This window comes from Streptomyces sp. NPDC054765 (assembly GCF_053612065.1).
The window spans coordinates 20546-43158 of record NZ_JBSHBP010000067.1 but is presented as its reverse complement, the minus strand read 5'-3'; the positions used below and the strand labels follow the sequence as shown (position 1 = coordinate 43158).

At 71.6% G+C, this 22613-nt stretch carries 21 protein-coding genes; 7 read left to right on the top strand and 14 right to left on the bottom strand.

The features are described 5' to 3' along the window. The first annotated feature begins 205 nt into the window (after positions 1 to 205). Both pknB and ACWGJY_RS30890 read left to right on the top strand, forming a co-directional pair. The gene (pknB, locus tag ACWGJY_RS30895; RefSeq protein WP_453264160.1) at positions 206 to 2164 is read left to right on the top strand and encodes a Stk1 family PASTA domain-containing Ser/Thr kinase; all 1959 of its coding nucleotides are present in this window, start codon (positions 206 to 208) and stop codon (positions 2162 to 2164) included. A 63-nt stretch (positions 2165 to 2227) separates the two neighbouring features. Beyond that, positions 2228 to 3121, top strand: a complete 894-nt coding sequence (locus ACWGJY_RS30890; RefSeq protein WP_453264159.1) for a deoxyribonuclease IV — start codon at positions 2228 to 2230, stop codon at positions 3119 to 3121. A gap of 110 nt (positions 3122 to 3231) precedes the next feature. On the opposite strand, the gene ACWGJY_RS30885 is transcribed toward ACWGJY_RS30890, so the two are convergent. Next, on the bottom strand, positions 3232 to 3864 hold the full coding sequence (locus ACWGJY_RS30885) for a sulfite oxidase-like oxidoreductase (protein ID WP_453264158.1): 633 nt from the start codon (positions 3862 to 3864) through the stop codon (positions 3232 to 3234). 146 nt (positions 3865 to 4010) lie between these two features. Between ACWGJY_RS30885 and bfr the strand changes: the two genes are divergently transcribed. Then, positions 4011 to 4487 carry a bacterioferritin gene (bfr, locus tag ACWGJY_RS30880; protein ID WP_453264157.1) on the top strand — a complete coding sequence of 159 codons (477 nt, stop codon included), beginning with the start codon at positions 4011 to 4013 and terminating at the stop codon, positions 4485 to 4487. Positions 4488 to 4557: 70 nt separating this feature from the next. Here the strand turns inward: bfr and ACWGJY_RS30875 are convergent, their stop codons facing one another. Then, positions 4558 to 4812, bottom strand: a complete 255-nt coding sequence (locus ACWGJY_RS30875; RefSeq protein WP_453264156.1) for a (2Fe-2S)-binding protein — start codon at positions 4810 to 4812, stop codon at positions 4558 to 4560. Positions 4813 to 4987: 175 nt separating this feature from the next. Beyond that, complete coding sequence (locus tag ACWGJY_RS30870; protein WP_453264155.1) at positions 4988 to 6337, bottom strand: class II 3-deoxy-7-phosphoheptulonate synthase; 1350 nt, start codon at positions 6335 to 6337, stop codon at positions 4988 to 4990. Positions 6338 to 6591: 254 nt separating this feature from the next. Between ACWGJY_RS30870 and ACWGJY_RS30865 the strand changes: the two genes are divergently transcribed. Next, positions 6592 to 8586 carry an anthranilate synthase family protein gene (locus ACWGJY_RS30865; protein WP_453264154.1) on the top strand — a complete coding sequence of 665 codons (1995 nt, stop codon included), beginning with the start codon at positions 6592 to 6594 and terminating at the stop codon, positions 8584 to 8586. On the opposite strand, the gene ACWGJY_RS30860 is transcribed toward ACWGJY_RS30865, so the two are convergent. The 5 genes from ACWGJY_RS30860 to ACWGJY_RS30840 form a co-directional block, all read right to left on the bottom strand. After that, positions 8552 to 9568, bottom strand: coding sequence for a 2-hydroxyacid dehydrogenase (locus ACWGJY_RS30860; RefSeq protein WP_453264153.1), 1017 nt, complete (start codon positions 9566 to 9568; stop codon positions 8552 to 8554). The two genes, ACWGJY_RS30865 and ACWGJY_RS30860, sit on opposite strands and share 35 nt — an antisense overlap. A gap of 207 nt (positions 9569 to 9775) precedes the next feature. Next, positions 9776 to 10804: a 6-phosphofructokinase gene (locus tag ACWGJY_RS30855; protein ID WP_453264152.1), complete on the bottom strand. Its 1029-nt coding sequence runs from the start codon at positions 10802 to 10804 to the stop codon at positions 9776 to 9778. Between the two features lie 199 nt (positions 10805 to 11003). Then, positions 11004 to 11648, bottom strand: coding sequence for a response regulator (locus tag ACWGJY_RS30850; RefSeq protein ID WP_453264164.1), 645 nt, complete (start codon positions 11646 to 11648; stop codon positions 11004 to 11006). 20 nt (positions 11649 to 11668) lie between these two features. Beyond that, positions 11669 to 12943: a MacS family sensor histidine kinase gene (gene macS, locus ACWGJY_RS30845; RefSeq protein ID WP_453264163.1), complete on the bottom strand. Its 1275-nt coding sequence runs from the start codon at positions 12941 to 12943 to the stop codon at positions 11669 to 11671. A gap of 104 nt (positions 12944 to 13047) precedes the next feature. Beyond that, positions 13048 to 13779: a lysophospholipid acyltransferase family protein gene (locus tag ACWGJY_RS30840; RefSeq protein ID WP_453264162.1), complete on the bottom strand. Its 732-nt coding sequence runs from the start codon at positions 13777 to 13779 to the stop codon at positions 13048 to 13050. Between the two features lie 162 nt (positions 13780 to 13941). Between ACWGJY_RS30840 and ACWGJY_RS30835 the strand changes: the two genes are divergently transcribed. Further along, on the top strand, positions 13942 to 14739 hold the full coding sequence (locus ACWGJY_RS30835; protein WP_453264151.1) for an alpha/beta hydrolase: 798 nt from the start codon (positions 13942 to 13944) through the stop codon (positions 14737 to 14739). Next, positions 14726 to 15265, top strand: a complete 540-nt coding sequence (locus tag ACWGJY_RS30830) for a hypothetical protein (RefSeq protein WP_453264150.1) — start codon at positions 14726 to 14728, stop codon at positions 15263 to 15265. The genes ACWGJY_RS30835 and ACWGJY_RS30830 overlap by 14 nt, the downstream gene beginning before the upstream one ends. 1 nt (position 15266) lies before the next feature. On the opposite strand, the gene ACWGJY_RS30825 is transcribed toward ACWGJY_RS30830, so the two are convergent. The 6 genes from ACWGJY_RS30825 to ACWGJY_RS30800 all read right to left on the bottom strand — a co-directional run bounded on the left by ACWGJY_RS30825 (position 15267) and on the right by ACWGJY_RS30800 (position 20535). Then, on the bottom strand, positions 15267 to 16013 hold the full coding sequence (locus ACWGJY_RS30825; RefSeq protein ID WP_453264161.1) for an endonuclease/exonuclease/phosphatase family protein: 747 nt from the start codon (positions 16011 to 16013) through the stop codon (positions 15267 to 15269). A gap of 127 nt (positions 16014 to 16140) precedes the next feature. Beyond that, positions 16141 to 17082, bottom strand: a complete 942-nt coding sequence (locus ACWGJY_RS30820; protein ID WP_453264149.1) for an ROK family glucokinase — start codon at positions 17080 to 17082, stop codon at positions 16141 to 16143. Positions 17083 to 17201: 119 nt separating this feature from the next. Then, on the bottom strand, positions 17202 to 17678 hold the full coding sequence (locus ACWGJY_RS30815) for a DUF5304 domain-containing protein (protein ID WP_453264148.1): 477 nt from the start codon (positions 17676 to 17678) through the stop codon (positions 17202 to 17204). Between the two features lie 106 nt (positions 17679 to 17784). Continuing rightward, complete coding sequence (locus ACWGJY_RS30810) at positions 17785 to 18987, bottom strand: ArsA family ATPase (protein WP_453264147.1); 1203 nt, start codon at positions 18985 to 18987, stop codon at positions 17785 to 17787. Between the two features lie 2 nt (positions 18988 to 18989). After that, on the bottom strand, positions 18990 to 19502 hold the full coding sequence (locus ACWGJY_RS30805) for an SRPBCC family protein (RefSeq protein ID WP_453264146.1): 513 nt from the start codon (positions 19500 to 19502) through the stop codon (positions 18990 to 18992). A 256-nt stretch (positions 19503 to 19758) separates the two neighbouring features. Further along, positions 19759 to 20535 carry a metallophosphoesterase family protein gene (locus ACWGJY_RS30800; RefSeq protein WP_453264145.1) on the bottom strand — a complete coding sequence of 259 codons (777 nt, stop codon included), beginning with the start codon at positions 20533 to 20535 and terminating at the stop codon, positions 19759 to 19761. A gap of 275 nt (positions 20536 to 20810) precedes the next feature. On the opposite strand from ACWGJY_RS30800, the gene ACWGJY_RS30795 reads away from it, so the two are divergent. Beyond that, positions 20811 to 22607: an AMP-dependent synthetase/ligase gene (locus ACWGJY_RS30795; RefSeq protein WP_453264144.1), complete on the top strand. Its 1797-nt coding sequence runs from the start codon at positions 20811 to 20813 to the stop codon at positions 22605 to 22607. Positions 22608 to 22613 lie beyond the last annotated feature (6 nt).

Here is a 22613-nt window from a genome sequence, read left to right as displayed (position 1 = left end):
CCACTCCGACCCGTCACCGCACCCCAACAGCCCCGCGCAGCGGACCCCGCCCGCCGCCAGGCGCAACGGCGAACAACCCCCACGGCGGGAAAGCCGACAACGTGGGAGGAACCGCCGGCCGCAACGGCGAACAACTCCCACGGCGGGAAAGCCAAAAACGTGGGGGGCCCAAGCCGATGCGCAGCGCCCCGTAGACTCGTCCCCCGTGGATACGACCCTTCAGGACCCGCTCGTGGGCCAGCTGCTCGACGGCCGCTACCGCGTCCAGGCGCGCATCGCCGCCGGCGGTATGGCCACGGTCTACCAGGCCATGGACACCCGGCTCGACCGCGTGCTCGCGCTGAAGGTGATGCACCCGGGGCTCGCCTCGGACGGGGCGTTTGTCGACCGCTTCATCCGGGAGGCGAAGTCCGTCGCGCGGCTGTCCCATCCGAATGTGGTGGGCGTCTTCGACCAGGGCACGGACGGTACGTACGTCTATCTGGCGATGGAGTACGTGGCCGGCTGCACGCTGCGCGATGTGCTGCGGGAGCGGGGCGCCCTGCAGCCGCGGGCCGCGCTGGACATCCTGGAGCCGATCCTGGCCGCTCTGGGGGCCGCGCACCGGGCCGGCCTGGTGCACCGCGACATGAAGCCGGAGAACGTCCTGATCGGCGACGACGGCCGGGTCAAGGTCGCCGACTTCGGCCTGGTGCGCGCGGTGGACACGAACACCACCGCCTCGACCGGCTCGGTCCTGGGCACCGTCTCCTACCTCGCCCCCGAGCAGCTGGAGCACGGCACCGCGGACGCCCGGGTCGATGTCTACGCCTGCGGGGTGGTGCTCTACGAGATGCTGACCGGCGGCAAGCCGCACACCGGCGGCACCGTGGCACAGGTCCTCTACCAGCATCTGCACGAGGACGTGCTGCCGCCGTCCGGGCTGGTGCCCGGTCTCGCGCCGCAGCTGGACGAGCTGGTCGCGCTGGCCTGCGCCCGCGATCCGCAGCAGCGTCCGCAGGACGCGGTGGCGCTGCTGTCCCGGGCCCAGGAGGCCCGTGCGCGGCTGACCGGCGTACAGCTGGACGCCGTGCCGCCGCAGGCCAGGGAGGTGCCCTCGGGCGGGCCGGGTGACGGCTCGGAGCGTACGGACGTGATACCCCGCGCCGACGGCGTACAGCTGCCGCTGCCGGGGGCCGGCGAAGGGGAGCTGAACCGCACCAGCCGGCTGGAGGTGCCGCCGGCCGAGCAGACCACGCGGCTGCGGCCGCAGCCCGCCGAGGCACCCCGTGGCGGGCTGCTCCAGCGGCGCCGGCTCGCCACCGTCATCGCGGCCGTCCTGCTGGTCCTCGGGGTCGGCACGGGCGTCTGGTACATCAACTCCGGCCAGTTCACCACCGTCCCCGCGGTGCTGGACATGCCGCAGGCCAAGGCCGAGAAGACGCTGCGGGACGACGGCCTGGGCGTGAAGGTGGTGCGCGGCTTCAGCTCGAACGTGCAGCGCGGGCATGTCATGAAGACGGATCCCGCGAACGGCAAGCGGATCCGTGGCACGGTCACCCTCACCATCTCCCGCGGCCCGGACATCGTCGCCGTCCCCGATCTGTCCGGCACCCCGGTCGCGGATGCCAGGCGCAAGCTGCGCGACCGCGGGCTGGTTCCGGGCACCGTGACCCGCGAGTTCAGCGACGAGGTCGCCAAGGGCTCGGTGATCCGTACGGACCCGGCCGCCGGCAGCAAGCGGCGGCCCGACACGGCGGTGGGGCTGACCGTCAGCCGTGGCACCGCGGTCGAGGTGCCCGGAGTGCTCGGCAACAACCGCGCGGATGCCGCCGCCACGCTGCGCGCGGCCGGTTTCCAGGTGCGCTTCGCCGATCAGCCGGTCTTCTCCGCCCAGGACAAGGGCACCGTCGCCCGGCAGAGCCCGGGTGAGGGCGGCAAGCTCGGCAAGGGCGACACGGTCACCCTCACGCTCTCCAAGGGGCCCGAGATGATCGCCGTCCCGGACGTGACCGGTAAGAACGTCGATGACGCCAAGAAGCAGCTGACGGACCTGGGCTTCCAGGTAGAGGTGAAGAAGCCGCTGCTGTTCCCGCAGGACACGGTCGACACCCAGTCCGTCGACCCGGGCAAGAAGGCGCCGAAGGGCGGCACGATCACCATCGAGCTCAAGGGCGCCCTGTAGCGCGGCGGGCGCTGCCCCACGGCTGCCGTCCGGCGGGCGTGGGGCACCTGGCACCCTGGGAGGGTGAGTACCTCCCCCGAGGGCGACGAGCAGCGCGCCCGTGCACGGAACCCCGTCGGCGGCCATGTGCCGGTGGCCGGCGGCCTGGCGAAGACCGGTATCCCCTACGCCCGCGAGATGGGCGACGAGGTCGTTCAGGTCTTCGTGGCCAATCCACGCGGCTGGGCGACGCTGCCCGGCAACCCCGAGCAGGACGAGGCGTTCCGGGCGGCCTGTGCCCTGCAGGGGATTCCGGCGTATGTCCATGCGCCGTATCTGATCAACTTCGGCTCGCACACCGAGGCGACCGTCGACAAGTCCGTGGCGTCGCTGCGCCACTCGCTGCGCCGCGGCCGGGAGATCGGCGCGCTCGGGGTGGTCGTCCATACCGGCTCGGCGACCGGCGGACGGCCGCGTGCGACGGCGATGGCGCAGGTCAGGGAGCGGATGCGGCCCTTGCTCGACGAATTGACGCATCCGGACGACCCCTGGCTGCTGCTGGAGCCGACGGCCGGGCAGGGGGCGTCACTGTGTGCGCGGGCCGAGGATCTCGGTCCGTACTTCGACGCACTGGACCGGCACCCCAAGCTGGGGATCTGCCTCGACACCTGCCATGCGTTCGCGGCCGGGCACGACATGGCGGCGCCGGGCGGGACCAAGGCGCTGCTGGACGAGGTGGTGGAGGTCGCCGGCGAGGGCCGGCTGAAGCTGATCCACGCCAATGACTCCAAGGATGTGGCCGGCGCCCACAAGGACAGGCACGAGAACATCGGCGCAGGTCACATCGGTGCGAAGCCCTTCGGCGAGCTGTTTCGCCACCCGGCTGCGGCAGGCGTGCCGCTGGTCGTCGAGACCCCGGGCGGCAAGGAGGGGCACGCGGCGGACGTGGCCCGGCTCAAGGAGCTGCGCGCGTACTGAGCCCGCGGGCCACGGGGCGGGCGGTCCGGCGGGGCCGTGGCCGGGGCCCGCGGGCCACGGCCACGGCCACGGCCGGGGACGGGGACGGAAGCCGCCGGCGGCGTACGGGATCAGAGTTCGGGGCCGTCCCCGGGCTCTTCCTGGTACGAGTAGCGCTGCTCCTGCCACGGGTCGCCCAGATTGTGGTAGCCGCGCTCTTCCCAGAAGCCCCGGCGGTCGGCTCGCATATATTCGATGCCGCGGACCCACTTGGGGCCTTTCCAGGCATACAGATGCGGCACGATCAAGCGCACCGGGAATCCGTGTTCCGCGGTGAGGAGCTCACCCGAGCGATGCGTGGCGAAGAGGCACTTCTCCGCGGCGAAATCCTCGATCCGCACATTCGAGCTGAAGCCGTACTCGGCCCACACCATGACATGGGTGACGTCGGGTGCCGGCGGCGCCAGTTCCATGATGGTCTGTGTCCGCACCCCACCCCATTCGGCTCCCAGCATGCTGAATTTCGTCACGCAGTGCATATCGGCGACGACGGTGGTGTACGGCAGCGCCGTGAATTCCTCGTGCGACCAGCAATGCTTGGCGTCGTCGGCGGTGGCGCCGAAAGCCCGGAACTCCCAGCGGTCGGCGCGGAACTTCGGCACCGGCCCGTAATGCGTCACCGGCCAGCCGCGCTGCAGCCGCTGGCCCGGAGGCAGCTGAGGAGGCTCCTCTTCGCGGCTTTCCGGCTGACCCATACCCTCCATGGTGTCAGACCGGAAGGGGTGACGATGACCAGGGATAGCGGGATTCGGGCAACTCGCACTAAGCGTGCACTTACTGGACGCCCCGCTCCGCGCGGTGCGAGGATGCGGCACCTGCCCAGTTTCTCGCGTGGAAGGAGCCCGCAGCCATGCAGGGCGACCCCGAGGTCATCGAATTCCTCAATGAGCAGCTGACCGCCGAGCTCACCGCGATCAACCAGTACTTCCTGCACGCCAAGATGCAGGAGAACTTCGGCTGGACGAAGCTCGCGAAGTACACCCGCTCAGAGTCCTTCGACGAGATGAAGCACGCAGAGATCCTGACCGACCGGATTCTCTTCCTCGAAGGTCTGCCGAATTACCAGCGGCTGTTCCATGTGCGGGTGGGCCAGACCGTCACCGAGATGTTCCAGGCCGACCGGCAGATCGAGGTCGAGGCCATCGACCGCCTCAAGCGCGGTATCGAGATCATGCGCAACAAGGGCGACATCACCTCGGCGAATATCTTCGAGGACATCCTGGCGGACGAAGAGCACCACATCGACTATCTCGACACCCAGCTGGAGCTGGTGGAGAAGCTCGGAGAGGCGCTCTACCTCGCCCAGGTCATCGAGCAGCCGAGCTGAGCGAGCGGCCGGATGCCCGCCCTCCGCCAGGTCCCGCACGGCAACGGGAGATCCCCGTCGCCCATGGGGGCTACGCGGCCTCCGAAAGCGCCGCGGGCCCCACTGCGTCCGCCTCCGCGCCCAGCGGCTCGGGCGCGCCACTGTCGATGAGATCCCGGCGGGGGCAGGCGCCCCGGCCGAGCAGTGCCTGGATGCGGCGGACACAGCCACCGCAGTCGGTGCCGGCCTTGCAGGCGGAGGCGATCTGACGGGGTGTGCAGGCGCCCGTGTCCGCGTGCTCACGGACCTGCCGCTCGGTGATCCCGAAGCAGGAGCAGACGTACACGCGGTTTCACCTTCCGTGGAGGCACCTCATCCCATCCGGCTGATCTTGAGTGAGGTAACCCTTACCTTACCTTCCTTGGCGGCGGGCGCACAACGCAGTGGGGCGCGGATCACAGGATCCGCGCCCCACCCTTGTCGTACCTCTGCCCGTCAGCGCAGGTCAGCGGCCCGCCGGCTCACTGATCGCGGTACATCTCCGCAACCAGGAAGGCCAGGTCGAGCGACTGGCTGCGGTTGAGCCGCGGGTCGCAGGCGGTCTCGTAGCGCTGGTGGAGGTCGTCGACGAAGATCTCGTCGCCGCCGCCCACGCACTCGGTGACATCGTCACCGGTCAGCTCGACGTGGATACCGCCCGGGTGGGTGCCGAGGCCCTTGTGGACCTCGAAGAAGCCCTTGACCTCGTCCAGCACGTCGTCGAAGCGCCGGGTCTTGTGACCGGAGGCCGCCTCGAAGGTGTTGCCGTGCATCGGGTCGCAGATCCAGGCGACCTGCGCGCCGGAGGCGGTGACCTTCTCGACCAGCTCGGGGAGTTTGTCGCGGACCTTGTCCGCTCCCATGCGGGTGATGAAGGTCAGCCGGCCCGGCTCCCGCTCCGGGTCGAGCCGCTCAATGAGCGCCAGCGCGTCCTCGGGCGTGGTCGTCGGGCCGAGCTTGACGCCGATGGGGTTGCGGATGCGCGAGGCGAACTCGATGTGGGCACCGTCGAGCTGACGGGTGCGCTCGCCGATCCAGAGCATGTGGCCGGAGACGTCGTAGAGGTTGCCGGTGCGTGAGTCGACCCGGGTCAGCGGGGACTCGTAGTCGAGGACCAGCGCCTCGTGGGAGGCGAAGAACTCGACGGTGCGGAACTCCTCCGGGTCCACCCCGCAGGCGTTCATGAAGTTCATCGCGCGGTCGATCTCGCGGGCCAGCGCCTCGTAGCGCTGTCCGGAGGGCGAGGACTTCACGAAGTCCTGGTTCCAGGCGTGCACCTGGCGCAGGTCGGCGTAGCCGCCGGTGGTGAAGGCGCGCACGAGGTTGAGGGTCGCCGCGGAGGCGTGGTACATCCGCTTCAGCCGCTCGGGGTCCGGGATACGGGCCGCCTCGGTGAACTCGAAGCCGTTGACGGAGTCGCCGCGGTAGGTCGGCAGCGTCACCCCGTCGCGGGTCTCGGTGGGCTTGGAGCGCGGCTTGCTGTACTGGCCGGCGATCCGGCCGACCTTGACCACCGGGACGGACCCGGCGTAGGTCAGCACGGCGCCCATCTGCAGGAGCGTCTTGAGCTTGTTGCGGATGTGCTCGGCGGATACGCCGTCGAAGGCCTCCGCGCAGTCGCCGCCCTGCAGCAGGAACGCCTCACCACGGGCGACTGCCCCCAGGCGCTCGCGCAGCTGGTCGCACTCGCCCGCGAAGACGAGCGGCGGATAGGACGCGAGCTCCGCGATCACATCGCGCAGAGCCTTTTGGTCCGGCCAGTCAGGCTGCTGCGCCGCGGGCAGGTCTCGCCAGGTGTGGCCACCGGCATGGGTTTCAGCGTTCACGGTCACAAGCCCCACATTACGGGGTCCCGCGCGGGTGTCCGTCCGCGCATCCGGACTGTGAGACGCACGGCACCCGGACGGTCCGGTAGGGTGCCCCTCATGTGCACGCGACCGGCAATGAACAGCAACTGGTGGTGGACCGCTCATCCGGCGGCCCACTGATTTCGCGCGCACCCCACACACTTCGCGAAGGCCGCCCGAGGGGCGGCCTTCAGCCTTTTGCGGCGGCCGTTCCTCCTCTTCCTGGAAGGAACCCCGCCATGCACCACGAGCCCCCCGCCCGCACCGGCGCCGCCGCACTCGTCCAGCGGCTGCTCGACCCCGCCTGCCCGCCCTTCGCCCTGCTGCACCGCCGCTCCCCCGGCCGGGAGGCGGCCTCCCCCACCGTCGAGGTGCTGATCGGTGAGGTCGACGAGGTCGGGCGGCTGGCCGACATCCCGCTGGGCGAGGGGGTGCCGGACGGGCCGGTGACCGATGCGCTCGCGCTGGTGCCGTTCCGGCAGATCCGCGAGCGCGGCTTCCGGGCCCATGACGACGGCACTCCGCTGGCGGTGCTGCGTCCGCGCGAGTGCGCCGAACTGCCGCTGGACGAGGTGCTGGCGGCGCTTCCCGGGCACCGGGTGCACGTGACGGACGGGGCATTCGATGTGGACGACGACGCCTATGCCGAGATCGTCGGGCGGGTGGTACGGGACGAGATCGGCACCGGCGAGGGCGCGAACTTCGTGATCCGCAGGACGTTCGAGGGCACGATCGAGGACTTCTCGGCCGCCGACGCCCTGGCGCTGTTCCGGCGGCTGCTGACCGGTGAGCGCGGTGCGTACTGGACGTACGTGGTGCACCGCCCCGGGGTGCGGACGCTGGTCGGCGCCAGCCCCGAGGTGCATGTCCGGATGACCGGCGGGCGGGAGCCGCTCCCGTCCGGGGACGGTGCGCGGGCGGCCGGCACGGTCGTGATGAACCCGATCAGCGGCACCTACCGCTACCCGGAGGGCGGCCCCACCGCCGAAAGCCTGCTGGCGTTCCTCGGCGACCGCAAGGAGGCCGAGGAACTGTCCATGGTGGTGGACGAGGAACTGAAGATGATGTGCACCGTCGGCGACCGGGGCGGGGTGGTGATCGGCCCCCGGCTCAAGGAGATGGCGCATCTCGCGCACACCGAGTACGAGCTGCGCGGCCGCTCCACCCTCGATGTGCGCGAGGTGCTCAAGGAGACGATGTTCGCGGCCACGGTCACCGGGTCGCCGGTGCAGAACGCCTGCCGGGTGATCGAGCGGTACGAGCCGGCGGGCCCGGACGGGCGGGGCCGCGGCTACTACGCGGGGGCGCTGGCGCTCATCGGCCGGGACGCGGGCGGCGCACAGACGCTGGACTCGCCGATCCTGATCCGAACCGCCGACATCGCCGCCGGCGGCCGGCTGCGGGTACCGGTCGGCGCCACTCTCGTCCGCGCCTCCGACCCCTACGGCGAGGTCGCCGAGACCCACGCCAAGGCCGCGGGGGTGCTGAGCGCGCTGGGCGTACGGCCGACGCCCGCGCGGCCGGCGGCCGGGGACCGGGAGCGGCTGGCCGACGACCCCCGGGTGCAGGCCGCGCTGGACGCCCGCCGGGCCGGCCTGGCGCCCTTCTGGCTGCGGCTGCAGACCACCGCACCGACCGCCGAGCTGAGCGGGCATGCGCTGGTGATCGACGCGGAGGACACCTTCACCGCGATGCTGGCGCATCTGCTGCGCACCTCGGGGCTGACCGTCACGGTGCGCCGTTTCGACGAGCCGGGGCTGCGCGAGGCCGCCCGTGCGCACCGGGGCCCGGTCGTGCTGGGCCCGGGGCCGGGCGACCCGTCGGACGCCGCCGACCCCAGGATGCGTTTTCTGCGGTCGCTGACCGCCGAGCTGGTCGCCGGGCACCGCGACGGCTTGCTGGGGGTGTGCCTGGGCCATGAACTGCTCGCCGCCGAGCTGGGGTTGGAGATCGTCCGCAAGGAGGTGCCCCACCAGGGCGCGCAGGAGCGGATCGACTTCTTCGGGCGCCCGGAGACGGTCGGCTTCTACAACACCTTCACGGCCCGCTGCGACGACACCACGGCGGCCGAACTCGCCATGCACCGCGTCGAGTTGAGCCGGGACGCGGACACCGGCGAGGTGCATGCGCTGCGCGGTCCGGGCTTTGCGGGGGTGCAGTTCCACCCCGAGTCGGTGCTGACCCTGGACGGCGCCTCGGTCACCGCCCAGTTGTTGGCAGCCGTCCTCGTGTGACCAGCATGTTCTCGTTGGTGCGGTGGGCCAGGTAGTCCTCGACATTGGCCACCGTGGCCTCGACGATCTGGCCGACCGCGTCCTCGGTGAAGTACGCCTGGTGCGAGGTGACCAGCACATTCCCGAAGGTCATCAGGCGGGCGAGGGTGTCGTCGTCGATGATGTCGAGGGACTTGTCGAAGAAGAAGAATCTGCCCTCCTCCTCGTAGACGTCCAGGCCGACGCCGGTGAGCCGGCCGGCCTTGAGCGTCTCGACGAGGGCCGCGGTGTCGATGAGCCCGCCGCGGCTGGAGTTGACGAGGACCGCGTCGTCCTTCATCGCGGCCAGCGCGGCGGCGTCGACGATCCGCCGGGTGGCGTCCACCAGCGGGACATGGAGGGTGATCAGGTCCGACTCGGCGAACAGCCGCTCCCGGGGGACGTACTTCATGCCGAGCGCGACGCAGCGCGGGTTCTCGGTGAGGTCCCAGCCCAGCAGGTTCATGCCGAAGCCATGGGCGATCCGGGTGAAGGCCTCGCCGATCTTGCCGGTGCCGAGCACCCCCGCCGTGCGCCCGCGCAGATCGCGGCCCATCAGGCCGTCCAGCCGGAAGTCGAAGTTACGGGTGCGGTTCGTGGCCCGGACGATCCGCCGGTTGACGGCCAGCGCGAGGGTCCAGGCGAATTCGGCCACCGCGTAGGGGGAGTAGAAGGAGACCCGGCCGACGCTCAGTCCGAGGTCGGCCGCGGCCTCCAGATCGATGTTGTTGAAGCCCGTGGAACGCTGGGCGATCATCTTCGTCCCGCCGGCCGCGAGGATCTGCAGGACGTCCGCGCCCAGATCGGCGTTGACGCCGGAGCTGACGATCTCGTAGCCGCGGGCGATGGGAGCGGTGTCGCGGTGGAGGAAGACCTCCAGGCTGCGGACCTGGTGACGGCCGGCGAAGGCCTTGTCCAGATACGGCCGCTCATCCGCCTGGACGCCGAAGGCGACGATCTCCACGAGCTCTCCCGGGTTCTCCCGCCGGTTCCGGTCTCCCGCCCGAGGGCAGGAGGCCGGATATGTCGCGTATGGCGAATATACGGCCCCTCGCCCGGCGGTGCCGCCCGGAGTGGGGGGACGGCGGCACACAGGGTGTGGGGGCGGCGTACGGACGGGAGCGGAAGGGCGGCCCGGCGGTCCGGTGGCCCGGCGGTCCGGCGGTCCGGCTCAGCCGAAGAACACACCGGCCTCGGTGTAGAGCGCCGGATCGACGGTCTTCAGCTTCGCGGTCGCCTCCGCGATCGGCACCCGGACGATGTCCGTGCCGCGCAGCGCGACCATCTTCCCGAAGTCGCCGTCACGCACCGCGTCGATGGCGTGCAGCCCGAAGCGGGTGGCCAGCCAGCGGTCGAAGGCGCTGGGCGTCCCGCCGCGCTGGGTGTGCCCGAGGACCGTCGTGCGTGCCTCCTTGCCCGTGCGTGCCTCGATCTCCTTGGCCAGCCACTCCCCCACACCCGAGAGCCGGACATGCCCGAAGGAGTCGGTGGAGTCGTCCTTGAGCACCATCTGACCGTCCTTGGGCATCGCCCCCTCGGCGACGACCACGATCGGGGCGTAGCGGACCTTGAAGCGGGAGTCGATCCACCGGCAGACCTGCTCGATGTCGAAGCGCTGCTCCGGGATGAGGATGACGTTCGCCCCGCCGGCGAGACCGGAGTGCAGGGCGATCCAGCCGGCGTGCCGGCCCATCACCTCGACGACCAGCACCCGCATATGGGATTCGGCGGTGGTGTGCAGCCGGTCGATGGCTTCGGTGGCGACGCCGACGGCGGTGTCGAAGCCGAAGGTGTAGTCCGTGGCCGACAGGTCGTTGTCGATGGTCTTGGGGACGCCGACACAGGGGATCGCATGCTCGCCGGAGAGCCGGGCGGCGACACCGAGGGTGTCCTCGCCGCCGATCGCGATCAGCGCCTCGACCTCCTCCTTGGCGAGCGTCTCCTTGATCCGGCGGACGCCGTCCTTCTCCTTGAAGGGGTTGGTCCGCGAGGAGCCGAGGATCGTGCCGCCACGGGGCAGGATGCCGCGTACCGCCGGGATGTCCAGCGCTACCGTGTCGCCTTCCAACGGCCCGCGCCAGCCGTCCCGGAAGCCGACGAATGCGTATCCGTACTCCTGGGTGCCCTTGCGTACGACGCCCCTGATGACTGCGTTCAGACCCGGGCAGTCGCCGCCGCCGGTCAGTACTCCGACCCGCATCGCTGCTTCACCTACATCCCGTCAGTGGCCGCGCACGGCCGTGTGTGAGCCGACCCCGGTCACGCTAATGGTGATCTGAGTCACTCCGGGATGGGACAAACGGTGATGTCCGTGATTTACCGGGGAGTTGCTGCGAGGCGTTCACCCGTACGAGCGGATGCGGCCGGGCGCGCGCCGGCCCGGCCGGTGAACGCGCCGGTCACTCCTCGTCGAGCCCGCGCTCGATCGCGTACCGCACCAGCTCGACGCGGTTGTGCAACTGGAGCTTGCCCAGGGTGTTCTGGACGTGGTTTTGCACCGTGCGGTGCGAGATGACCAGCCGCTCGGCGATCTGCTTGTACGAGAGTCCCTTGGCGACCAGGCGCAGCACCTCGGTCTCCCGGTCCGTCAACTGCGGTGCGCCGGGCTCGTCGGGCGTCACCGGGGCCGGTTCGGTCGCCAGCCTGCGGTACTCGCCGAGCACCAGACCGGCCAGGCCCGGGGTGAACACCGCATCGCCGGCGGCCGTGCGCCGCACCGCGTCCAGCAGTTCGTCCGTGCTCGCCGACTTCAGCAGATAGCCGGTCGCCCCGGACTTGACCGCCTCCAGGACATCGGCATGCTCACCGCTCGCGGACAGCACCAGCACCCGCAGCGCCGGATTGGCGCCGACCAGCTCCTTGCACACCGCCACGCCGGGCAGCCCCGGCAGATTGAGGTCCAGGACCAGCACCTCGGGCGCCGCGGCCTGCGCCCTGCGCACCGCCTGGAGGCCGTCCCCGGCCGTCGCCACCACCTCGCACCCGGCCTCCGCCAGATCCCGCGCGACCGCGTCCCGCCACATCGGGTGGTCATCGACCACCATGACCTTCAGCCCCTGCTCGCTCACGCTCCGGCCTTCCCCCGTTTTCCGCCCTCGGGCGCACCGCCCTTGGGGACCGTCAACTCCACTTCCGTGCCCTGACCGGGGACCGAGACCCACTCCGCGCTGCCGCCCAGGTCCCGCAGCCGGCCACGGATCGACAGGGCCACCCCCAAGCGGCCCTCGCGCTCGGCGTCCGCGAGCCGGCCCTCGGGGATGCCGGGGCCGTCGTCGCGGACCGTCACGATCACCGCGTGCGGTTCGTCCTCCACCAGGATCCAGGCGTGGGCCCCGGCCCCCGCATGCACCCGGACATTGTCCAACGCGGCACCGACCGCGGCCGTGAGCTCGGCGGCCGCGGCGGGCGGCAGCGTGACCGGGGCGCCCGGCTCGGAGAAGGTGACACCGGCGCCCGCGTACGGCGCGAGCAGCGCCCGGACATCGCACGGCCCGTCGGCGGACGGCGCCGTGGTGTCCTTCCGCATCCTCGCGCCCGCCGGGTGCGGCAGCTCGGGCGCCGCGCCACCGGGCCGCATCCCGGGCGGCGTGACCAGCCCCCCGGCGACCAGGGTCCGCAGCGCGACCTCCTGTTCACCGGCCATCCGGCCGAGTTCGCCCGCCGCTCCGCCGATCTCGGTGCCGCGCCGCTGCACCATCGCCAGCACCTGGAGCACACTGTCGTGGATATCGCGGGCCAGCCGCTCCCGTTCCCGGGTGGCGGCCTCGATCTGCAGGGCACGGGCGAGGGTGCGTTCGCTGGAGCGGGCCACCTCGACGACGTAGCCGAGGCCGACGCTGGCCACCCACACCAGCACCACGTTGTGGATGGTGTCGCGGGCCAGTTCCTGGCGCTCGACGAGATTGGCGACCGCCACGACGGTGGAGGCCACCGCGGCCCAGCGCCAGCCCCCCTTGATCGCAAAGCCCAGGACGGCACCTGCCGTCCAGATGGACGGCAGCGTCGGACCGCCGTCCATGATGCGGGCGTGGCTGTCTACCACCAGCGTGAGCAGGATGCCGCCGACCGCGAAGCCGAGGTCGGCGACCAGGAACTGCCGGGTGCAGCGCTCCGCCGAGGTGGTGCAGCGCCAGGTCAGCACCATCCAGACGGTGAGCGCGCCCATGTAGGCGGCGGCGCCCGGCGGATGGGCGTACTGCCGGTAGGAGAGCGCGACCAGGCACAGGGTGTAGACGAGGGTGAGGATCCGGTAGCCGGTGAGCGCCCGCCACAGCGGGAGTTCGACGGACATCCGCAGCACCTTCGGGGGGCGTTTGCCATGGCGCCGGGCGGCGGCCATGGCGGCGCCCACCGTCCGTATGTCCGTGCCCGTATCGGTGCCCGTATCCGTCATTGCCGTCCCCCTTGCCGGGCGCGCTCACGCCCGGTCTCGGCCCTGCCCGTCTATTCGGCGGCCGCCTTCTTGGCCTGCTCCGCCTCGGCCTTCTTCGTCGCCTCGGCCTTCGCCGCGTCGGCCAGCTGCCGCTTGGCCGCCGTCGCATAGATGTCGACGTACTCCTGGCCGGACAGCTTCATGATCTCGTACATGACCTCGTCGGTGACCGACCGCAGGATGAAGCGGTCGCTCTCCATGCCCTGGTAGCGGGTGAAGTCGAGCGGCTTGCCGATGCGGATGCCCGGCCGGATCATCTTGGGCACGATCTTGCCCGGCGGCTGCACCTTCTCGGTGTCGATCATCGCGACGGGGATGACCGGCGCCCCGGTGGCCAGCGCCACCCGTGCCAGCCCGCCCGGCTTACCGCGGTAGAGCCGGCCGTCCGGTGAGCGGGTGCCTTCCGGGTAGATGCCGAACAGCTCACCGCGCTCCAGCACCTCGATGCCGCTTTTGATCGCCGCCTCGCCCGCGCCCCGGCCGCCCGAGCGGTCCACCGGCAGCTGGCCCACGCCCTTGAAGAACGCGGCGGTCAGCTTGCCCTTCACTCCCGGAGAGGTGAAGTACTCGGACTTCGCGATGAAGGTGACCTTGCGGTCGAGTACCGCGGGCAGGAAGAAGGAGTCCGAGAAGGACAGGTGATTGCTCGCGAGGATCGCCGGGCCCGCGGCGGGAATGTTCTCGATGCCTTCCACCCAGGGCCTGAAGGCAAGCTTCAGCGATCCGCCGATGGAAAACTTCATTGCGCCGTAGATCAACCGACTGCCTCCTGTGTGTGACGCAAAGACCTTAACCTGCCCCGGTGGCGCACTCGCGCCGCGGCCGTCGCCGGACCTATCCGCCCGCCGTCACTTTGCGTACCCTGAGGTAACTCGCCAGCCCCCCTCATCGATCGGAGTTCCCCGGTGCCGCTCCTTCCCGGAGCCGAGCCGTTCCGCCGTGACGGCGGAGAGGTCGGCGTCCTTGTGTGCCACGGCTTCACCGGCTCCCCCCAGTCCGTACGCCCCTGGGCCGCATACCTGGCCGACCAGGGGCTCACGGTCAGTCTGCCGCTGCTGCCCGGTCACGGCACCCGCTGGCAGGATCTGCAGATCACGACCTGGCAGGACTGGTACGCGGAGGTCGACCGCGAGCTGCGGGCACTGACCGAGCGCTGCGCCACGGTCTTCGTCTGCGGCCTGTCGATGGGCGGCGCGCTGGCGCTGCGGCTGGCCGCCAAGCACGGCGACGCCATCAGCGGGGTGGCCGTGGTCAACCCCGCCAACAAGGTGCATGACGCCGCCGGACCGCTGCTGCCGGTGCTGCGTCATCTCGTACGGACCACCAAGGGGCTGGCGAGCGATATCGCCAAGCCCGGTTCCGAAGAGGTCGGCTACGACCGGGTGCCGCTGCACGCCGCGTATGCGGTGCGCCGGCTCTTCCAGCAGGTCGACTCCGAACTCCCCCGTGTCACCCAGCCGTTGCTGGTGATGACCAGTCCGCAGGACCATGTCGTCCCGCCGGCGGACTCCGAGCGCATCCTGAGCCGGGTGTCCTCGACGGACGTCCGGCAGACGCTGCTGGAGCGCAGCTACCACGTCGCCACGCTCGACCACGACGCGGAACGGATCTTCGAGGAGACCTTCGCCTTCATCACCCGGCTCGCGCCGCAGGCACGGGCGGACGCGGCTTCGGAGGGGACGGCGGCCAGTGGCGGAGCATAGCCCCCGCGACCCCCGGGACCCGCTGGACGAAGAGGCCGCCTGGGCCCAGATCGTGGCGGGCTACGGCGACCAGCCGTCGTTCCCCCCGGCAGACGGCGACGGCAAGGACGAGCCGGCCGGGGGTGACGGCGCGAAGGCCACGGAGGAGGACACGGCCGGGGACAGCAAGGGCGGGGCCGCCCGTCCGGGCAGCTTCGTCGTCTTCGCGCCCGGTGTCGGCCCCCGCAACTGGACCACCGCGGAGCCGTCCGACGACGACTTCGACGAGACCGACGAGGGCCACTTCACCCCGCCCGAGCCGCCCCCGCTGCCGCAGGCCGATGTCACCACCAAGTTCGCCTGGCTCGCGGTGATCGGCGGTCCGTTGCTGCTGGTGGCCATGATGCTGCTGCAGCAGCCGGTGACGTGGTGGATCACGGTCCTGGGCATCGGCGGCTTCCTCGGCGGTTTCGCCACCCTGGTGGCGCGGATGAAGAACGACGACGAGGACGACAACGACCTGCCGGGCAGCGGCGCGGTGGTGTGAGTCAGCCCGCGGCCGGCACCCGCAGTGCGGCCAGCACGGGCAGATGATCCGTCGCGGCCGTGAGGTCGCTCTCCCGCACTCCCGGCAGCCCGTGCGGGACTCCGCAGCCGAGGACCGTCACGCCCTTCGTGGTGAAGATCGCGTCGATCCGCTGGTGCGGGTCGTGGGGCGTGGAGGTGAGCTCCCCGCCCCAGGGGGCGGCTGCCCAGGCATCGGTCAGCTCCCCCGCCAGCCGCCCGAAGGCACGGCCCTGGGGCCGCTCGTTGAGGTCACCCCCGGCGACGGCGTACGGCACGTCCAGGGCGGCCAGCCGCTCCAGCAACAGCCCGGCCTGCTCGGTGCGCTCCCCGGCGGCGAGGCTGAGATGGCAGCTGAGGACACCGAGCCGGGCCCCGCCGATCCGGACCACGGCGGTGGCGAAGCCGCGCTGGTGCCGTCCGGGGGTGCGGGGCAGCAGCACGTCCTCCGTGCGCTCCACATGGGCACGCAGGCTGGACAGGATCATCGGGCCCGCGGCCGTGCCGCCACCGGTGACGTACACCAGACCGGCCGCGCGGGCCAGCTTCTCGGCGGCCTTGCGCCAGCGGAAGAACCGCGGCGCCTCCTGGACCAGCACCAGATCGGGGGCACAGGCCCGCACGACCCGGGCCAGCGCCGCGCGGTCGTCGCGCATCGAGCGGATGTTGTAGCTGAGCACCCGGATCACGGCCGTTCCGTCGGGCTCGGTACGGGAGTCGGGAAGCGGCATCAAGGCGGCGGGTCCTCTCACCGGGATCGTCACGCGGGCCAAGATAGAGCACCGTCCGCCGCATCCCCTCGGGGACGCGACGGACGGTGTCGTACGAAGGAGCGGGCGTGGCAGGCCCCCGGGCCGCTCAGCCCTGGCGCGCCAGGTCGGCCGCGCCGACCAGACCGGCCTTGCCGCCGAGCTGGGCGGCGAGCACCTGGGCGTGCGGCCGCCACTGGTTGCCGACCAGCCAGCGGCGGAATGACTTGCGGATCGGGCCCAGGACGAGTTCGCCCTCGTCCGAGACACCGCCGCCGACGATGAAGGCCGACGGGTCGAAGAGCGAGGCGAGGTCGGCCAGGCCGGCGCCGGCCCAGCGGGCCAGTTCGCGGAACGAGTCGATGGCCACCGGGTCGCCCTGGCGGGCGGCCTCGCTGACGTGCCGGCCCTCGATGCCCTCGGAGGTGCCGTCGCCGAGCCCGAGCAGGATCTCGGCGTTCTCGGGGGTGGCGAAGGCGCGCTGGCGGGCGTAGCGCAGCAGGGCGCGGCCGGAGGCGTACTGCTCCCAGCAGCCCTGGCTGCCGCAGCCGCACAGCAGGCCGTCGGGCACGACCCGGATGTGGCCGAACTCGGCGGCGACGCCGAAACGGCCGCGGCGCAGCTTGTTGCCGATGATGATGCCGCCGCCCAGGCCCGTACCGAGGGTGATGCAGATGACGTCGCTGTGGCCCTGGCCGGCGCCGAACCGGTACTCGCCCCAGGCCGCGGCGTTGGCGTCGTTCTCGACCACCACGGGGAGGCCTACGCGCTGCTCGACCTTGTCCTTGAGGGGTTCGTGGCGCCAGTCGATGTTCGGGGCGAACAGGACCGTGGCCCGCTTCTCGTCGACATAGCCGGCCGCGCCGATGCCGACGGCCTCGACATGGTGGCCGGCCCCGACGGTACGCACCGCGTCCGCGATCGCCTCGGTCAGCGCGTCGGTGGCATGCGGAGTCGGAACCTTGCACGTCTCAAGGATCGAGCCCTCTTCGTCGACCACGCCGGCCGCGATCTTCGTGCCGCCGATGTCGACGCCGATGGTGAGTCCCATGTGTCCCTCAGTTTTTCGCTCGAACCCCGCCAGGACCCACCGTACCGGAGCAGGGGTGGCGCCCGTGTTCTTCACGTGGCGGACCCGGGCGGCCGCCCCGGTGGTGCGGGGCCCGGGGCTCAGTCGAGGTCGATGCGCTCCGTGCCGGCGGGGCCGTCGTCGTCGCGGGGATCGTCGTCGCGGCGGGCGGCGGGCCCGTCGTCGAGGTCGTCGCGGGTCCAGCGGCGCTCGCCGCTCTCGACGGCGGAGCGGTAGGCGGCGAGCAGCTCGGAGCCGGCCGCGGCGAGGTGGTCGAAGAGGTCGGGGTTGCGCTCGATGACCGGCTCGACGGCGGCCTTGGCCTGCTTGAACAGCTGGCTGACGGCACCCTGCGCGGCGATGCCGCCCAGCGCGCCGGGCAGCTGGATGCCGGCGAGCTTGTCGGTCACCGCGTCGGCGAGCTTGCGCAGCTCCTCCGCGGCGCTGCCCGGCTGCGGACCGTGAGCGGCGCGGTGCCGGGCCTTCTCGGCCGCGAGATCCTCGGCGCAGGCGGTCGCCCAGGCGTCGGCATCGGGCTCGGCCCTGCGGTCGGCGGGGCGCTCGGTGGCATCACTCATGAGGAACTCCGTGACTCCTGCGGCGAGGCGGTACGGCGAAGGGGTGCGGGACGGGCACGCCGGAACGGGGCCCACTCCCGACGGTACCCGAAGGGTGCTGCCGCGTTCAGTCGCTCTTGGGCCACAGGTCCGGATCGGGCGTGAAGCGGATCTCCAGGGCGCCGTCGCGCAGTCCGGCGCCGGAGACGGTGCAGCGGCGCAGCGCGGAGGGGAGCGTACGGATCCGCCGGAAGCGGCCGACGGTGACCACGATCTCGTCGCCGCGGCGCACCAGGCCGAGGCCCCTTCGTTCGGCGCCGGGCAGCGGCACCCGCCAGACGAGGATGCCGTCGGTGGCCAGCCGGTCCTCGACGGTCCAGGGGTCGGGGCGGTCCGCGTCGACGGGTCCCTCCGCGTCGATCCCGCCGGCCGGCCCGTCGAGCAACTCGTCGAGCTCGTCGACGCCCTGCGGGTCGCGGCCCAGGTGCGGCACCTCGTGGACGGGGACGTCGGGGAACTCCTCGCGCAGCGCCTTGAGGGCGGTCTGCTGGCTGCCGGAGAGCGCGGCGAGGAACGGGTCCGCCGAGCCGGTGGGCAGCAGCCGGTTGACGACCACGCCGTCGGTGCGCCGGCCGTGCAGCGCGAGTCCGGCGCGGAGGGTGCGCAGGGTGGCGACGGCGACCGGGCCGGCGTCGGTGACCAGGCGTACGGACGTGCCGGGGTCGTCGATCGTCCGCTGGACGGCGGCGAGTTCGCTCTCCCAGCGCTCGGCGGCGTCGTAGAGCTTCTGGGCCGGCATCGGGACGCCGGCGAGCTGGGCCAGCACCGGGCGCAGCGCGCGGGACGCCTGGCGCTCGGGCGGCAGCAGACGGCGCAGATAGCGGCGCACCTGGGCCGGCAGGGCGAGCAGCCTGATCGTTTCGGCTGCCGAGGGCATGTCGACGACGACCATGTCCCAGTCGCCCGAGGCGTGTTCGGCGCGCAGGGCGTGCAGCAGCGCGAAGTCCTCGGAGCCGGGGAGTTCGGTGAGTTCGTCCTCGTCGAGGGGGCTGGCGCCGAGCAGGTCGAAGGCCGCGCCGGCCCGCTCCTGGAAGGCGAGGAACTCCTGCCGGAAGCGGTCGCCGGCGTCGATCCGCAGGGCGTGCAGCCCCGGCGCTATCGGGGTGGGTGTGCCGGCGCCGAGGGACGTGCCCAGCACCGTTTCGGGAGCGCTGCTCCCGGTGGTGAGCAGAAGGGCCCGCGCGCCCCGACGGGCTCCGGCCAGGGCCGTGGCGGCGGCGAGCGTGGTGCGGCCCGCGCCGCCCGGACCGGTGACGAGGACGAGGCGCACGCTCAGAGCTTCTTGGCCTCGTCGGCGGAACCGGCCTCGTCGGCCGACCCGGCCGCGTCGGCGGGCCCGGCGTCGTGGCCGCTCTCCACGCGCTTCTTCAGCCCGGCCAGCGCACGGTCGATGATGACCTTCTCGGCCTTGCGCTTGATCATGCCGAGCATCGGGATCTTGACGTCGACGGTGAGCTGGTACGTCACCTCGGTGCGGGCGCCGCCGCCGAGCGCGGCGAGGCGGTAGGAGCCGTCGAGGGCGCGCAGCATCTGGGACTTGACCAGGGACCAGCTGACCTCGTTGTCGCCGGTCCAGCTGTAGGCGAGGGTGTGGTCGTCCTTGATCGCGCCGGCGTCCAGCAGCAGGCGCACCTGCGCGGCGCGGCCGCGGTCGTCCTTGGCGAGCACCTCTGCCTCTTTGACCTCGCCGGTCCATTCCGGATAGCGGTCGAAGTCGGCGATCACTCCCATCACCTCGGCGGGTGCCGCCTCGATCGTGATGCTCGAGCTGGTGTGTTCGGCCATCGCCGTGACTCCTCCATGCCGATTCATGCCGGTCCGCCGACTTCCCCGGGCTCTCAGCTCCGCCCCCGCTCTCGGCTTCGCCCGAGCGGGGGCACCCCCATGAGCCGGGGAGACCCCATTACGCGGTGTCTGTGCTGCTACAGGCTCTGAGGCTACCGCGCGGAAACCTGCGGGCGGACACCAGCAGGCCCGGTACGACGGGCCCGGACGTCCGCGGGCCGCTCGCCACCCGGCTCACGACCGGAGGAGTCCGGGCTCACCACTCCATGACATAGGGGGTCCCGGTCGCATTGAAATGGCCGACATTGATGCATTCCGTGCCGTCGATCCGGGTCCGCCGGGCAAGCGGCTGGTGCACATGGCCGAAGAGGGCGTAGCGCGGCCGGGTGGTGCGGATGGCGTGCAGCAGGGCCGCGCTGCCGCGCTCGAAGCGGCGGGCGACGGTGTCGTAGCAGAGCTCGGGGACGTCGGGCGGGATATGGGTGCACAGCACGTCCACCTCGCCGACCGCCTCGACCTTGGCGGCGTACTCCTCGTCGCTGATCTCGTACGGGGTGGACATCTGTGTCGTCAGCCCGCCGCCGACGAACCCGAAGACCCGGCCGCCGAGCTCCACCCGCTGGCCGTCCAGAACGGTGGTGCCGGGGCCGGCGTACTCGGACCACAGACGCGGGATGTCGACGTTGCCGTAGGTGGCGTACGTGGGGGTGGGGAAGGCCGCGAAGAGTTCGGCGTACTGCTTGCGGACCGCGCCCTCGATGACCGACTCGCGGCTCACGCCCGTGCGGTCGAGCTCGGCCCACAGTCCGCGGCCCAGTGCGCGGGCCTCCTCGAAGCGGCGGGCGGTGCGCAGTTCGACCAGCGCGTCGGCGTTCGCGACGCCGAAGAGGTCGGGGAAGATGCCACGCGAATGGTCGGCGTAATCGAGGAAGAGGACCAGGTCACCCAGGCAGAGCAGGGCGTCGGCCCCGGCTCCGGCCGCCGCCAGGTCCCGGCTGTTGCCGTGTACGTCACTGACCACATGCACGCGCATGGCGTCACCCTAGATCTCCCGGCCGGGCACCGGGAGGGGGCCCGGGACCTGGGGTTACTTTCGGGTCGCCGACCCGCTGGTCTAGTCTGCGCGGGACAGTCCCCATGGCGCGTCCCGTCGCGTGTGACGCATCGAACATCTACCTTTCCCCTCTATCCCCAACGCAATACCCATGGGTAACGTCCGGGCAGTCCAACCTCCCCCCTGCATGATCATGGACCGCCGCCGGTGTACACACAGCGTCGTGGCGCCGGCGCTTTTGAGGAGCAGCAGTCTTGCGCGAGTTCAGCCTTCCGGCCCTGTACGAGGTCCCCGCGGACGGCAATCTGACGGATCTTATCCGCCGAAATGCCGCGCAGCACCCGGATGTTGCCGTCATGGGACGCAAGGTGAACGGGGTGTGGCAGGACGTCACCGCCGCCACCTTCCTCGCCGAGGTGCGCGCCGCCGCCAAGGGTCTGATCGCTTCCGGAGTCCAGCCCGGTGACCGGGTCGGCCTGATGTCGCGCACGCGCTACGAATGGACGCTGCTGGACTTCGCCATCTGGAGCGCCGGCGCCATCACCGTCCCGGTGTACGAGACCAGTTCGGCCGAGCAGATCCAGTGGATCCTCGGCGACTCCGGCGCGGTGGCCTGCCTGGTGGAGTCCCCCGCCCACGAGGCGACCGTCGAGTCGGTCCGCGACCGGCTGCCGGACCTGGAGAACATCTGGCAGATCGAGCGGGACGCCATCGCCCGGCTGCGGGCCGCGGGCGCCGCCGTCACCGACGCGGAGGTGGATGCGCGCAGTGCGCTCGCCGATGCGGACGCGCCGGCCACCATCATCTACACCTCCGGCACCACCGGCCGCCCCAAGGGCTGTGTGCTCAGCCACCGCAGCTTCTTCGCGGAGTGCGGCAACATCGTCGAGCGACAGCGGCCGCTGTTCCGTACCGGCGACTCCTCGGTGCTGCTCTTCCTCCCCATCGCGCACGTCTTCGGCCGGCTGGTGCAGATCGCCGCGGTGATGGCCCCCATCAAGCTGGGCCACGCCCCCGACATCAAGAACCTCACCGAGGACCTCGCCTCCTTCCAGCCGACGCTGGTCCTGGGCGTGCCCCGGGTCTTCGAGAAGGTCTACAACTCGGCGCGGGCCAAGGCGCAGGCCGACGGCAAGGGCAAGGTCTTCGACAAGGCGGCGGACACCGCGATCGCCTACAGCCGCGCGCTGGACACCCCCCAGGGCCCGGCGTTCGGCCTGAAGGTGAAGTACAAGGTCTTCGACCGGCTGGTCTACAGCAAGCTGCGCGCCGTCCTCGGCGGCCGCGCCACGCACGCCATCTCCGGCGGCGCGCCGCTCGGTGAGCGCCTCGGCCACTTCTACCGCGGCATCGGCTTCACCGCCCTGGAGGGCTACGGCCTGACCGAGTCCTGTGCGGCGACCGCCTTCAACCCCTGGGACCGGCAGAAGATCGGCACGGTCGGCCAGCCACTGCCCGGCTCGGTGGTGCGGATCGCCGACGACGGCGAGGTGCTGCTGCACGGCGAGCACCTCTTCACCGAGTACTGGAACAACCCGTCGGCCACCAAGGAGGCGCTGTCCGACGGCTGGTTCCACACCGGCGACATCGGCACCCTCGACGAGGACGGCTACCTCGCCATCACCGGCCGCAAGAAGGAAATCCTGGTCACCGCGGGCGGCAAGAACGTCGCCCCCGCCGTGATCGAGGACCGTATCCGGGCACACGCCCTGATCGCCGAGTGCATGGTCGTCGGCGACGGCCGGCCGTTCATCGGCGCGCTGGTCACCCTCGACGAGGAGTTCCTGCCGCGCTGGGCCGAGGAGCACGGCCACCCGGCCGACGTGACGCCGTCCCGGATCGCCGATGACCCGGAGCTGCTGGCCGCCGTCCAGCGCGCCGTCGACGACGGCAACGCCGCGGTCTCCAAGGCCGAGTCGGTGCGCAAGTTCCGTATCCTGCCGACCCAGTTCACCGAGGAGTCGGGCCATGTCACCCCGTCGCTGAAGCTCAAGCGGAACGTGGTGGCGAAGGACTTCGCGGAGGATATCGAGACGCTCTACCGCGCGTAGCGGGCT